This window comes from uncultured Streptococcus sp. (genome assembly GCF_905372115.1).
GTDB lineage: Bacteria > Bacillota > Bacilli > Lactobacillales > Streptococcaceae > Streptococcus.
The window spans coordinates 1-12,200 of the sequence record NZ_CAJPNR010000058.1 but is presented as its reverse complement, the minus strand read 5'-3'; the positions used below and the strand labels follow the sequence as shown (position 1 = coordinate 12,200).

The 12,200-nt window shown below is 43.6% G+C and carries 15 protein-coding genes and 2 pseudogenes; 13 read left to right on the top strand and 4 right to left on the bottom strand.

The window, feature by feature from the left end:
• The 8 genes and pseudogenes from QZ169_RS10805 to trpA form a co-directional block, all read left to right on the top strand.
• A pseudogene (locus QZ169_RS10805) lies at positions 1-328 on the top strand (tryptophan synthase subunit beta); the annotation flags it as partial.
• A 403-nt stretch (positions 329-731) separates the two neighbouring features.
• Positions 732-2,090: an anthranilate synthase component I gene (gene trpE, locus QZ169_RS10800; RefSeq protein ID WP_295506981.1), complete on the top strand. Its 1,359-nt coding sequence runs from the start codon at positions 732-734 to the stop codon at positions 2,088-2,090.
• Positions 2,087-2,650: an aminodeoxychorismate/anthranilate synthase component II gene (locus QZ169_RS10795; RefSeq protein ID WP_295506979.1), complete on the top strand. Its 564-nt coding sequence runs from the start codon at positions 2,087-2,089 to the stop codon at positions 2,648-2,650. Before trpE ends, QZ169_RS10795 begins: the two co-directional genes overlap by 4 nt.
• 10 nt (positions 2,651-2,660) lie before the next feature.
• A complete protein-coding gene (gene trpD / locus QZ169_RS10790; RefSeq protein ID WP_295506977.1) occupies positions 2,661-3,665 on the top strand; it encodes an anthranilate phosphoribosyltransferase in 1,005 nt (334 codons plus the stop codon).
• Positions 3,662-4,429 carry an indole-3-glycerol phosphate synthase TrpC gene (trpC, locus tag QZ169_RS10785; protein ID WP_295506974.1) on the top strand — a complete coding sequence of 256 codons (768 nt, stop codon included), beginning with the start codon at positions 3,662-3,664 and terminating at the stop codon, positions 4,427-4,429. Before trpD ends, trpC begins: the two co-directional genes overlap by 4 nt.
• Positions 4,416-5,003: a phosphoribosylanthranilate isomerase gene (locus tag QZ169_RS10780; protein ID WP_295506972.1), complete on the top strand. Its 588-nt coding sequence runs from the start codon at positions 4,416-4,418 to the stop codon at positions 5,001-5,003. Before trpC ends, QZ169_RS10780 begins: the two co-directional genes overlap by 14 nt.
• Positions 4,993-6,216 (top strand): tryptophan synthase subunit beta, encoded by a 1,224-nt coding sequence (gene trpB, locus QZ169_RS10775; protein WP_295506970.1) that lies wholly within the window; start codon positions 4,993-4,995, stop codon positions 6,214-6,216. The genes QZ169_RS10780 and trpB overlap by 11 nt, the downstream gene beginning before the upstream one ends.
• Positions 6,209-6,988, top strand: a complete 780-nt coding sequence (gene trpA, locus QZ169_RS10770; protein WP_295506968.1) for a tryptophan synthase subunit alpha — start codon at positions 6,209-6,211, stop codon at positions 6,986-6,988. The genes trpB and trpA overlap by 8 nt, the downstream gene beginning before the upstream one ends.
• Here the strand turns inward: trpA and QZ169_RS10765 are convergent.
• Both QZ169_RS10765 and QZ169_RS10760 read right to left on the bottom strand, forming a co-directional pair.
• Positions 6,957-7,112: pseudogene (locus QZ169_RS10765) on the bottom strand (prepilin peptidase); the annotation flags it as partial. The gene trpA and the pseudogene QZ169_RS10765 overlap by 32 nt on opposite strands.
• An 82-nt stretch (positions 7,113-7,194) precedes the next feature.
• Positions 7,195-8,094 (bottom strand): YafY family protein, encoded by a 900-nt coding sequence (locus QZ169_RS10760; RefSeq protein WP_295506966.1) that lies wholly within the window; start codon positions 8,092-8,094, stop codon positions 7,195-7,197.
• A 78-nt stretch (positions 8,095-8,172) separates the two neighbouring features.
• Between QZ169_RS10760 and QZ169_RS10755 the strand changes: the two genes are divergently transcribed.
• Positions 8,173-8,622 (top strand): effector binding domain-containing protein, encoded by a 450-nt coding sequence (locus QZ169_RS10755; protein ID WP_072073588.1) that lies wholly within the window; start codon positions 8,173-8,175, stop codon positions 8,620-8,622.
• On the opposite strand, the gene QZ169_RS10750 is transcribed toward QZ169_RS10755, so the two are convergent.
• Positions 8,616-9,278, bottom strand: a complete 663-nt coding sequence (locus tag QZ169_RS10750) for an A24 family peptidase (protein WP_295506965.1) — start codon at positions 9,276-9,278, stop codon at positions 8,616-8,618. The genes QZ169_RS10755 and QZ169_RS10750 overlap by 7 nt on opposite strands.
• 166 nt (positions 9,279-9,444) lie before the next feature.
• On the opposite strand from QZ169_RS10750, the gene QZ169_RS10745 reads away from it, so the two are divergent.
• The 3 genes from QZ169_RS10745 (at position 9,445) to QZ169_RS10735 (ending at position 10,651) form a co-directional block, all read left to right on the top strand.
• On the top strand, positions 9,445-9,960 hold the full coding sequence (locus QZ169_RS10745) for a DNA starvation/stationary phase protection protein (RefSeq protein WP_002921972.1): 516 nt from the start codon (positions 9,445-9,447) through the stop codon (positions 9,958-9,960).
• 90 nt (positions 9,961-10,050) lie between these two features.
• Positions 10,051-10,269: a YqgQ family protein gene (locus tag QZ169_RS10740; protein ID WP_295506960.1), complete on the top strand. Its 219-nt coding sequence runs from the start codon at positions 10,051-10,053 to the stop codon at positions 10,267-10,269.
• A gap of 1 nt (position 10,270) precedes the next feature.
• Entirely contained in the window at positions 10,271-10,651 is a 381-nt protein-coding gene (locus tag QZ169_RS10735; RefSeq protein ID WP_049543380.1) for a rhodanese-like domain-containing protein, read from the top strand.
• 69 nt (positions 10,652-10,720) lie between these two features.
• Here the strand turns inward: QZ169_RS10735 and QZ169_RS10730 are convergent, their stop codons facing one another.
• Positions 10,721-11,443: a pseudouridine synthase gene (locus QZ169_RS10730; protein ID WP_295506957.1), complete on the bottom strand. Its 723-nt coding sequence runs from the start codon at positions 11,441-11,443 to the stop codon at positions 10,721-10,723.
• A gap of 180 nt (positions 11,444-11,623) precedes the next feature.
• Between QZ169_RS10730 and QZ169_RS10725 the strand changes: the two genes are divergently transcribed.
• Positions 11,624-12,200, top strand: a 577-nt coding sequence (locus QZ169_RS10725) for a GTP-binding protein (RefSeq protein WP_295506955.1), incomplete at its 3' end; no start/stop codon positions are given.

Sequence of the window (12,200 nt, the reverse complement as noted above, 5' to 3'; positions counted from 1 at the left end):
TGTCTTTGCTGAAGATGGTCAGGTGGCACCGGTTTACTCCATTTCAGCAGGCTTGGACTATCCTGGAGTTGGTCCCGAACATGCTTTCTTTAAAGATTCCGGACGAGTAGAATACGTGGCAGCGACAGATGATGAAGCTGTGGATGCCTTACTCCTCTTGACACAAAAGGAAGGAATTTTGCCGGCAATCGAAAGTTCTCATGCCATTGCTGAAGCCATCAAGCGAGCTCCGCAACTGTCATCTGACCAAATCATCATTATCAATGTATCTGGTCGTGGAGACAAGGATGTGGCAGCCATTGCCGACTATCTAGAAAAACGAAAATAAAATACCCAGCAGAAGAGTAGTAACATCCCTCCTTTTAGAGAGTCTGTGGTTGCTGTAAACAGGCAGGAGAAGTTATGAAATGGGCTGTTGGAGTCAACATTTTGTCCTTTAGTTGAACTTTTATTATTTTGTTAGTATGCTTTGCTGTAAACCAGTATGCTGACTTGAACTTAAAGGGATCTAAATGACTGCAAATAGGTAAATGAGATGTGGAGCCTGAAAACTCCATAACTGAGGTGGCACCGCGATGATACGCCCTCACAGGATGAACTGTGCGGGCGTTTTTCTGTAGTTCTGGAGCAAGTTATGACAGTGGACAGGTGCTATCTGTTCTTGAGAATGCAGTCATGGCTAGCAGTTTGTTCTTCCTTAAACGCGTCTGATTTAAATAGAAAGAAAAAATATGCAAAAGATTTTACCAGCTGATATTTTATCGCCGATTCTGGCTTATATGCGGATTCAGGGCGACCACAAGGTGATTTTGGAAAGTATTCCGAGAGATAGCGAGACAGCCCGTTTTTCTATCCTAGCTTATAACCCAGTCTTTGAAGTTCGCTATGAAAATGGCCAGTTAACAAAGAACGGGCAAATAATTGAGGCAGATCCATTGGACTATCTGCATGAGTTAACAGTAAAGAAAGATTATCATTCAGACCTGCCTTTTGGAGGCGGAGCCATCGGTTTTGTCGGTTACGATATGATTTCCCTCTATGAGGAGATTGGCCAGATTCCAGCTGATGTGATTGGAACGCCGGATATGCACTTTTTCGTTTATGAGAGTTACATGGTTTTTGACCATAAAAAAGACAAGGTCTATATCATTGAGGAGGCGCTCTACAGTGATAGAAGCGAAGCTGATTTGGCTGCTAATCTGGAGCTTATCATGACTGAGCTGGCGCAGCCAGCAGCAGATGAATTTTCACCACTGGAACTGTCCAGTTTGAACTTCCAGAGCCATATTGAGCAGACGGCTTTTGAAAAAATGGTGGAAGATGCGCGCAGCTTGATTCGGCAGGGAGATATGTTCCAATGTGTGCTCAGTCAGCGTTTTTCAGCAGAGTATTCTGGTAGGCCGCTGGATTACTATCGCAATCTGCGTGTGACCAACCCTTCCAACTATCTCTACTTTTATGATTTTGGGGATTATCAGATTATCGGAGCCAGCCCGGAAAGTCTGGTGTCTGTCAAGCAAGGGCAGGTTACGACCAATCCTATTGCTGGGACCAGACCGCGCGGGAAGGATGAAAGAGAAGATAAAGCCTTGGCAGAGGAGCTGCTGGCTGACGAGAAGGAAGTGGCTGAACACCGTATGTTAGTTGATTTGGGGCGTAATGATATCGGTAAAATTGCCCAGAATAACAGCGTGGAAGTCACTAAGTACATGGAGGTAGAGTATTTCCGCTATGTCATGCATCTGACCAGTGTGGTCCGTGGTCAGCTTTTGCCTCAACTGACAGCTATGGATGCGCTCAAGTCAACCCTGCCAGCCGGCACCGTCTCGGGTGCGCCTAAGATTCGAGCTATGAAGCGAATTTATGAGCTGGAGCAGGAAAAACGTGGCATTTATGCGGGGGCTATCGGCTATCTGTCTGCGACTGGAGATATGGATGTTGCCATTGCTATCCGGACCATGATTTTGAAAAATGGCAGAGCTTATGTTCAAGCTGGAGCGGGTATTGTTTATGACTCGATCCCTACTAATGAATACCAAGAAACCATCAACAAGGCCAAATCAATGACCAAGATAGGAGAGATGCAATGATTTTATTGATTGATAATTATGATTCTTTTACTTACAATCTAGCCCAGTATATCGGCAATTTTGCAAAAGTTAAGGTCTTGCGAAATGATGATGCAGGCCTTTATCAAGCGGCAGAAGAAGCTGATGCCTTGGTTCTGTCTCCGGGTCCAGGCTGGCCAGCAGATGCAGGACGGATGGAAGAGCTTATCCGCGATTTTGCTGGTAAAAAGCCGATTTTAGGGATTTGCTTGGGGCATCAAGCCATTGCAGAAGTATTTGGCGGAAAGCTAGGATTGGCTCCCAAAGTCATGCACGGCAAGCAAAGTATTCTGCGCTTTGAGGGAAAATCTCCTATCTATGAGGGGATAGAGGATGGGCAGCCAGTCATGCGTTATCATTCGATTTTGATTGAGGAGATGCCGGAGGACTTTGAAGTGACAGCTCGAGCGGTTGATGATAACTCGATTATGGCTATCCAACACAAGAGTCTGCCCATTTATGGTTTTCAGTATCATCCTGAAAGTATTGGCACGCCGGACGGCTTGTCGTCTATCAAGAATTTCATCGATTTAGTAAAATAAAGGAGCGTGTATGAAAGAGATTATTGCAAAACTAGCTGATTTTAAGGATTTAAGCAGCGCTGAGATGACAGATGTGATTGAGCGTATTGTCACCGGACGGGTGACAGAGTCCCAAATTGTAGCCTTCTTGCTGGGGCTCAAGATGAAGGGGGAGACGATTGAGGAACGAACTGCTTTGGCTCAGGTAATGCGAGGACATGCTAAGCAGATTCCGACCACTATTCGCACTGCCATGGACAATTGCGGTACCGGCGGAGACAAGTCTTTCAGCTTCAATGTTTCGACTACGGCAGCTTTTGTACTGGCAGGTGGCGGAATTAAGATGGCTAAGCACGGCAATCGCTCCATTTCTTCTAAGTCAGGTTCAGCTGATGTGTTAGAAGCTCTGGGTATCAATCTAGACTTGGACGCTGCTAGCTTGGGCAAGGTTTTTGAGCAGACAGGTATCGTCTTTCTCTTTGCAAAGAATATGCATCCAGCTATGAAATACATCATGCCAGCCCGTCTTAGCCTAGGTATTCCCACTATCATGAATCTAACTGGTCCGCTTATCCATCCCATGAGTCTAGAAACTCAGCTTTTGGGGACCAGCCGGCCGGATATGCTAGAGAGTACGGCAGAGGTCTTGAAAAATATGGGTCGCAAACGTGCAGTAGTCGTGTCAGGTCCAGATGGTCTGGATGAGGCGGGTCTTCATGGCCGTACCCAGTATGCTCTGCTGGAAAATGGGCAAATCAGCCTGCACAGCTTTCTGCCGTCAGATGTTGGCATGAAAGAGATACCTCTTGAAGCGATTCGTGGGGGCAATGCCAAGGAAAATGCAGAAATTCTGCTTTCTGTCTTGCAAAATCAAGCCAGCCCCTATCTAGAAACGACAGTTCTGAATGCTGGATTGGGATTTCATGCTAATGGAAAATCAGACAGTATAGAAGAAGGAATAGTTCTAGCCCGCCAAGTGATTGCTAGCGGCGCAGCCTATGAAAAACTCAAGCAACTACAGGAGTATCAGAAATGAGCAAAGAATTTCTCCCGACCATTCTAAAGCAAAAAGAGCAGGAAGTGGCGGCTATGTCTTATGAAGAGCTGCAGCCCCTGCGCTCGACTTATTCCCTCTATGAGTATCTCAAAAACCACCCTCAAGAGCTGCAGCTGATTGCTGAGGTCAAAAAAGCCAGTCCAAGTCTGGGAGATATTAATCTCGGTGTGGATATTGTGGAACAGGCTCGCACCTATGAACGATGCGGTGCAGCCATGATTTCGGTCCTGACAGATGAGATTTTCTTCAAAGGACATTTGGATTACCTGAGAGAGATTTCCAGTCAAGTCACGATTCCGACCCTCAATAAGGACTTTATCATTGATGAAAAACAGATTGTTCGCGCCCGAAATGCTGGAGCGACAGTCATTCTCTTGATTGTGGCTGCCTTGCCTGAAAAGCGGCTGCAAGAACTTTATGATTTTGCGACGGGTTTAGGCTTGGAAGTTCTGGTCGAAACCCATAATCTGTCGGAGCTGGAAATTGCTCATAGAATAGGAGCTCGGATTATCGGTGTCAATAATCGCAATCTAGTTACTTTTGAAACAGATATCAATACCAGTCTCCAACTGTCTGCCCATTTCAAAGATGACAGGGTTTACGTATCAGAGTCCGCTATTTTCAGCAAGGAAGATGCTGAGCTAGTAGCTCCTTATTTCCATGCGGTTTTAGTCGGAACAGCCCTGATGCAGGCTGAGGATGTGGCAGAAAAAATCAAGGAGCTGAAAATTGACAAAGGTTAAGATTTGCGGCTTATCAACGGCCAGCGCTGTGGAAACAGCATGCCAGGCTGGTGCAGATTACATTGGGTTTGTCTTTGCTGAGAGCCGTCGGAGGGTCAGTTTGGAGCAAGCTCAGAAGCTAGTTGCCTTGGTGCCGCCTACTGTCCGAAAGGTAGGAGTTTTCGTATCTCCGAGCTTGGCAGAGCTGCAGGAAGCTATTTCGGTAGCAAATCTAGATTTGGTGCAGATTCATGGCGATTTTAATGAAGATCTTCTGACTGAGATCGGCCGGCCGGTTATTCGAGCTTATCAGGTCAGTGGAGCGTTAAAAGATGTCAGCCAACAGTCTTACTATCTGCTATTTGATGCACCACTTGCTGGTAGTGGTCAGACCTTTGACTGGCAAGCTTTTGACAAGAATCAAATCCACCAGCCCTTCTTTATCGCCGGTGGTTTGAATGCAGGAAATGTCCGAGAAGCTATTCAGCACTTCGCTCCTTACGCAGTTGATGTATCCAGCGGGGTCGAGACTGACGGACAGAAGGATTTAGAAAAGATAACAGAATTTATAGAAAGAGTGAAAGATGGCATATAATCAACCCAATCAAGAAGGATTTTACGGTGAGTTTGGCGGGCGATTTGTTCCGGAAACGCTGATGACAGCAGTTTTGGAACTGGACAAAGCCTACCGTGAGAGTAAAAAAGACCCAGCCTTTCAGGCTGAGCTGGACGAGTTGCTGAAGCAGTATGTAGGACGAGAAAATCCTCTCTATTTTGCAAAAAATCTGACAGCCCATGCTGGCGGTGCTAAGATTTATCTGAAGCGGGAAGACCTCAACCATACCGGGGCCCATAAAATCAATAATGCCCTAGGCCAGGTCCTATTAGCCAAGCGAATGGGCAAGAAGAAAATCATTGCCGAGACTGGTGCGGGTCAGCATGGAGTAGCTACAGCCACAGCTGCAGCCCTTTTCAATATGGACTGTACTATCTATATGGGAGAAGAAGATGTCAAGCGCCAAGCCCTCAATGTCTTTCGGATGGAACTTTTAGGAGCCAAGGTAGAGTCTGTGACCGATGGCTCTCGAGTCCTCAAGGATGCAGTTAATGCTGCCTTGCGAGCTTGGGTGGCTCAGGTTGATGATACTCACTATATTATGGGCTCAGCCTTAGGTCCCCATCCTTTCCCAGAGATTGTCCGCGATTATCAGAGTGTGATTGGGCGTGAGGCCAAGCGGCAGTTTGCTGAGCAAAATGCAGGTTCCTTGCCAGATGCTTTAGTGGCCTGCGTTGGCGGTGGATCCAATGCTATTGGACTCTTTTATCCCTTTGTAGATGATAGTACAGTGGCTATGTATGGAACAGAAGCAGCTGGGCGGGGCGTGGATACAGATGAACATGCTGCGACCTTAACCAAGGGCCGGCCAGGTGTTTTGCACGGTGCCTTGATGGATGTCTTGCAGGATGAGCAAGGGCAAATTCTTGAAGCTTTCTCTATCTCTGCCGGGCTGGACTATCCTGGCATCGGTCCCGAACATTCTCATTTTAATGCTATTCAGCGCGCCACTTATGTGCCAGTAACGGATGAAGAAGCCTTGGAAGCCTTCCAGCTCCTGTCTCGTATCGAAGGGATTATCCCTGCTCTAGAGTCTAGCCATGCTATTGCTTACGCTGTTAAGCTGGCTAAGGAGTTGGGACCAGATAAATCAATGATTGTCTGCCTATCCGGCCGTGGTGATAAGGATGTCGTTCAGGTAAAGGAACGCTTGGAAAGTGAAACGGCTCAAAAAGGAGGTGCCCATGACTAAAACACTCACTCAGCATTTAGAAACCATCAAAAAAGCAGGCAAGGGAATTTTCCTTCCTTATATCATGGCTGGTGATCACGAGAAAGGTTTAGCAGGTTTGCCGGAAACTATCTCATTTTTGGAAAACTTGGGTGTGTCAGCCATTGAAATCGGTCTGCCTTTTTCAGACCCTGTTGCAGATGGGCCGGTTATTGAAGAAGCCGGTCTGAGAAGTCTGGGCAACCATACTTCGGCCAAGTCTTTAGTCGCAAGCTTGCAGAATTTGGACACTCAGTTGCCTCTCATCATCATGACCTACTTCAATCCTATTTTCCAATACGGTCTCAAAGATTTTGTCAAGGATTTGGCTATGACACCGGTTAAAGGATTGATTATTCCAGATCTGCCTTATGAGCACAGGAATTTTATCTTGCCTTTACTGGAAGATTCAGATATTGCTCTAATTCCTTTAGTGAGCCTGACGACTGGCCTAGAACGTCAGCAGGAGCTGATCAAGGAAGCTGAAGGTTTTATCTACGCTGTAGCCATCAATGGTGTGACAGGTAAGAGCGGAAGCTACCGCAATGATTTGGACCAGCACTTGAGCAAGCTTCGTGATATTGCAGAGATTCCAGTACTGACTGGCTTTGGCGTTTCTACTTTAGAGGATGTTGACCGCTTCAATCAAGTCTCAGATGGAGTCATTGTCGGATCTAAGATTGTCAAAGCTCTTCATGAAAAGGACGTCGGTATAGCAGCCTTTATCCAAGAAGCAGCAGCTTATAAGAAATAATCACCACCAGACCAAACAAAAGACAGGGGACAAATGCCAGCCTGTCTTTTTTCTTTTTAAAGCAGAAACAGGCTAGGCCAGAGAAACTAGCGATTTGGATAAGAATGAGAATCTGTTCCATGTTCTTGAATTTTATCATCATAAAAAAGTAACTTTCGTCTAATTCATTTTTTAAGAAACGTTTGATTTTTGATGTTGATTGAATATTAGTTTGGATATTGCTTATGAATGGTATCTATATAGCTAGTGAAATGTTTCAAGAAATGCTTAGGAGATATAACAGTGATGTATTTTCCAAAAGCAAGCAAGGTGTTGTATCCCCAATCATTGTCGTGTAAGGGATAAGTAATCTCGTAAATATCGCTAGTAATAGGTTTTATGGAATTATAGCCTAAGAGTTCCACAAATCGGTCAAGGACGATTTTCTGGACATGCAGGATAACAGGCACTTTGTTTTCATTCATCCATGTACCGCCATCATAGGGAAGTGGAGTAAAATGTCTTTTTGAAAAAGTATCAAAGAGAGTAAGTTCACTAATTCTAGCAACTTTATAAACAGAAAAACGTTCTTTTTCAGTATCGTAGGCATCCATATACCAACTCCGGTTCTTATAGACGATACGGTAAGGTTCACAGTTTTTCTGACTTACCAGTCCTTGTGAATTAATATAGGAAAATTTTATTTTTATTCTACCTCTGATAGCTTCCAATAACTTAAAAATCAAAGTGCGTATTTCCAAGTTCCCTTGAGATAGAGACAAATCAATTTCGAAATCAGAGTACGTATTGGTGGCATTTAATTTCAATATAGCGTTGAAAGTAGAAGTGTCTTCCAAAACTTGATAGCGACTTTTTAAACCGGATTCGATTGAAAGTCGTTCGGATTGGGTCAGGGGAGGTTTATCAGTTTGGAAGTCTTCCATAAGAAAAATGCCTCCGTTTTTTCCTTTCATTACATAGAGAGGAATTCCTGCAAGAGATAAATCATCAATATCTCTCATAATAGTTCGGGTGCTGACTTTAAAAAGTTCTGATAGTTCTTTAGCTGTTGTTTTTCGTTGATTTACTAAATGAGAAATGATTCCCATTTGACGGTCAATTTTCATGATTTTCTCCTTGAATATGACAGATAGATGTCATATTACTTTTGTTATGATTATACCATAAAGAAAGGAGTTCATATAATGAAACATCAAACCAAACCATCGTTTACCCTGATTGGCAGGAGTATTTTGATAGAAGGAACTACGGTTCATGAACAGCACTATTCTAAAGAGAAGACGGCGTTCTATGCTCAGTTATTTAAAGAAGGAATGCTCGGGAAATTGATGCCCCATTCTCTAGACAAAAAAGGCTATGCTTTGATTGTTCCTCATAAAGATGGTATTCAATACTATGCAGGAGTTGCGGCAAAGAATGCTGTAGCAGGCTACGAAAGCATTCTCGTCCCAGAGAAAGATTATTTAGTAAGTTCAGCCAGTGGTGAAAAATCAAGACTCCTGTTTGACCAATTGGAGGATAACTTTTTTGAGGAAGAAAGCAGTTCCCTTTACCAAGATGGAATTATCTTAGAAATACTTTTAAACGGGAATCCTATGGATGCAGAAGTTGAGCTTTGGGTTCCAGTTCAGTAAAAGAGTAGGGATTTATAGAAAATAAGCACCACGACACCAAACAAAAGACAGGGGACAAATGCTAGCCTGTCTTTTTTCTTTTTAAAGCAGAAACAGGCGAGGCCAGAGAAGCTAGCGATTTGGATAAGAATGAGAATTTCTGTTAGGCTGAAAATAGCTGAGCAGGAAGCAAGAAATAGAAAGTCGCCAGCTCCAATACGAAGATTATAAAAGAAGGCTAGAAGTCCTAGGGCTAAAAAGAAGAGCATAGGAGGATTGACGCCTGCTGTCACCATCAGCAAGAGCTGAAAAATCAGCCAGACCATCAGGGGATATTGCTGCTCTCTTTGATCGTAGATGGCTAGGGTCAAGCCCATAGTGAATAGTAGGAGTTGACTGATGGAAATTGTACCGAGCGAAGTTGCCAGAAAAAGACCGCCCAAGGTAGATTCAAAAAATAAATAGCGTAAAGGAATCTGGCCTCCACAGAAGCGGCAACGAAGACGGTTCATGACTTGAGAAAAAATAGGAATCAAATCACGCGGTGCCAATCTTTTCCCGCAGGCATTGCAATGGCTAGCTGGAGCGATGATAGACTGCTCTGGGAAGCGGTCGATGACCAAGCCTAGGAATGAGGCAAAGACAGTACCAACGATAAAAAAGTATAGGTGAATCATACTTATTTATTCGTAATTTTAAACAGAAAAATTCTGAAATTTTGCAACTTTTCTAATAAAGTCTTTTTTTGAATCTTTTGCCTTGACTTTCTTATTTAGAAGCATTATAATTAAACCATAATCTAAAAAGATTAGAATCATTATAAATAAAAACGAGGTAAATACAATGACACAAGTAAAAAATGGTGCAGCAACTGACGTAGCTACTTTCAGCAATCAAAAGGCTTTGCCAAAGACTAAGGCTATTCTTAATCAAGTAGTGGCAGACCTTTATACAGCTCATATCGCTCTTCACCAAGTTCACTGGTATATGCGTGGCGCAGGATTCATGGTTTGGCATCCAAAAATGGATGAATACATGGAAACTTTGGATACAACTTTGGATGAAGTCAGCGAGCGCTTGATTACACTGGGAGGCAAGCCTTATTCTACGTTGACAGAGTTTATCCAACACAGCAAGATCGAAGAAAAAGCTGGTGAATTCAGCAAGGATGTAGAAGAAAGTCTGGCGCGTGTGATTGAGATTTTCCGTTATCTGACAGGGCTTTACCAAGAAGCTTTGGATGTAACAGATCAAGAAGGGGACGATGTAACCAATGATATCTTTGTCGGTGCCAAGGCAGACCTTGAAAAGACTATCTGGATGCTGACAGCTGAAATTGGTCAAGCACCAGGTTTATAAAAATGATCCATGCGAAGCAGAAAGGGAACAGGCTTTCCTTTCTGTTTTTTCATCTTGAAAAGCGCTGGAAAATCTGATAAAATATAGCTCATGAAAACCCTGTATGATGTTCAGCAATTTCTTAAAAGTTTCGGAATCATTATCTATATGGGCAAGCGCCTTTACGATATTGAGATGATGAAAATCGAGCTGAAGAGAATTTATGATGCTGGTCTAATAGATAAGCTAGCTTATTTTGAGGCGGAGGCTATCTTGCGCCGAGAACATCGCTTAGAGTTAGAATATTTAGAAAAGAAAAAGGAGACTTGAGATGACAATTTGGATTTTGTGGGCGGTACTTTTGGGAATAATTGGCTGGATGGGCTTTAATTATCTGCGCCTTCGTCAGGCAGCAAAAATCGTGGATAACGGGGAATTTGAAGACTTGATTCGCCAAGGTCAGTTGGTTGATCTGCGGGATCCAGCTGATTTTCACCGGAAGCATATCTTAGGAGCTCGCAATATTCCATCTCAGCAGCTGAAGGATAGTGTCGGTGCACTTCGCAAGGACAAGGCTGTTCTCCTCTATGAAAATAGTCGTGGTCAGCGCGTAACCAATGCTGCTCTGTATCTGAAAAAACAAGGATTTAAAGAAATTTATATTCTTTCTTATGGGTTGGATTCTTGGAATGGCAAGGTGAAGGCTAGCTGATAAAACGCTTCATGAACGGATTGGTGAAATAACAAAAAAAGCTTTACTTTTTAAAGCTTTTTTGTTTTACTAACTTTTCTCCAAATATTTTTTAATAATCGCTAATTCTTCTTGGTTCAAAGCACGGTAATCGCCTTTTGCTAGGTCTGGGTCTAATGTAAAATCCCCAAACTGCATTCTCTTGAGATAAGTAACCTTGACACCAACTGCCAGAAACATCTTTTTGATCTGGTGGAATTTCCCCTCGGAAATCTTGACGGTAGCACGGCTCAGACTGGAGCTGGTAGAGAGGATAGAAAGCTGGGCTGGCTGACAGACGGTGCCGTCTAAAAAGCGAATGCCTTCTTGAAAGGCAATTTTTTCCTGAGAGGTTAAAGGTCCATTGACTTCTACATAGTAAGTTTTTTCAACGTGGTATTGAGGGTGCAGCAGCTGAAATCCCAAAGGACCATTGTCGGTAATCAGAAGAAGGCCTTCGGTATCTCTATCCAGCCGTCCGATAGAGTAAAGAGTTTCTTTCTCTATCTCCTTGTCCAGCAAATCCAGAACAGTCAATTTTTCAGCGTCGCGATTGGCAGTGACTGCACCTGCGGGTTTATTCAGCATGTAGTAACGGTGGGCAGGGCCGCCGACCTGTTTTCCTTGAAAAGTAATCTGCTGCAGGCCGGTATCAACGTTTTGGCTGAGTTTGCAGGCGGGCTTACCATCCACAAAAATCTGTTTTTGTAAAAGGCTTTGTTTCATCTTTTTTCGGCTGATATGATTGGCAGCCAGCAGTTGGTCGAGGCGCATCTGTTTTCCTTCTTTTTTTCTAAATCATATCATAAATTTTCAGGATGAGAAATGCAAATCCTCATGGAGCTCCCATATTTTTTAATGAAAACATTTACACTTATCAAAGCCGTGTTTTTTGCCTGCGTCTGTGGTATAATTGTTCAGTTAGAAATAAAATTTAAAAATTCAGAGGAAATCATGACAAAATTAAGAGAAGATATTCGCAATATTGCCATTATCGCTCACGTTGACCACGGGAAAACAACCTTGGTCGATGAGTTGCTGAAACAATCTCATACACTAGATGAGCGTAAAGAGCTGCAAGAGCGGGCAATGGACTCAAACGATATTGAAAAGGAGCGCGGTATCACCATCTTGGCTAAAAATACAGCCGTGGCTTACGAAGGTACTCGTATCAATATCATGGATACACCAGGGCACGCGGACTTCGGTGGTGAAGTAGAGCGGATTATGAAGATGGTGGACGGGGTTGTTCTGGTTGTGGACGCCTACGAAGGAACTATGCCTCAAACTCGTTTCGTATTGAAAAAAGCCCTGGAACAAGATCTTGTCCCAATCGTTGTTGTCAACAAAATCGACAAACCGTCAGCTCGTCCAGCAGAAGTAGTTGACGAAGTCTTAGAACTCTTCATTGAGCTTGGTGCAGATGATGACCAGCTTGATTTCCCAGTTGTTTATGCTTCAGCTATCAACGGAACATCTTCATTGTCAGACGATCCAGCTGATCAAGAAAAAACAATGGCACCAATCTTTG

Bases quoted from the DNA above. Each gene is read 5' to 3' on its own strand.
- trpE (WP_295506981.1), top strand. From the start codon at position 732: ATGCAAAAGATTTTACCAGCTGATATTTTATCGCCGATTCTGGCTTAT.
- QZ169_RS10795 (WP_295506979.1), top strand. From the start codon at position 2,087: ATGATTTTATTGATTGATAATTATGATTCTTTTACTTACAATCTAGCC.
- trpD (WP_295506977.1), top strand. From the start codon at position 2,661: ATGAAAGAGATTATTGCAAAACTAGCTGATTTTAAGGATTTAAGCAGC.
- trpC (WP_295506974.1), top strand. From the start codon at position 3,662: ATGAGCAAAGAATTTCTCCCGACCATTCTAAAGCAAAAAGAGCAGGAA.
- trpB (WP_295506970.1), top strand. From the start codon at position 4,993: ATGGCATATAATCAACCCAATCAAGAAGGATTTTACGGTGAGTTTGGC.
- trpA (WP_295506968.1), top strand. From the start codon at position 6,209: ATGACTAAAACACTCACTCAGCATTTAGAAACCATCAAAAAAGCAGGC.
- QZ169_RS10760 (WP_295506966.1), bottom strand. From the start codon at position 8,094: ATGAAAATTGACCGTCAAATGGGAATCATTTCTCATTTAGTAAATCAA.
- QZ169_RS10755 (WP_072073588.1), top strand. From the start codon at position 8,173: ATGAAACATCAAACCAAACCATCGTTTACCCTGATTGGCAGGAGTATT.
- QZ169_RS10750 (WP_295506965.1), bottom strand. From the start codon at position 9,278: ATGATTCACCTATACTTTTTTATCGTTGGTACTGTCTTTGCCTCATTC.
- QZ169_RS10745 (WP_002921972.1), top strand. From the start codon at position 9,445: ATGACACAAGTAAAAAATGGTGCAGCAACTGACGTAGCTACTTTCAGC.
- QZ169_RS10740 (WP_295506960.1), top strand. From the start codon at position 10,051: ATGAAAACCCTGTATGATGTTCAGCAATTTCTTAAAAGTTTCGGAATC.
- QZ169_RS10735 (WP_049543380.1), top strand. From the start codon at position 10,271: ATGACAATTTGGATTTTGTGGGCGGTACTTTTGGGAATAATTGGCTGG.
- QZ169_RS10730 (WP_295506957.1), bottom strand. From the start codon at position 11,443: ATGCGCCTCGACCAACTGCTGGCTGCCAATCATATCAGCCGAAAAAAG.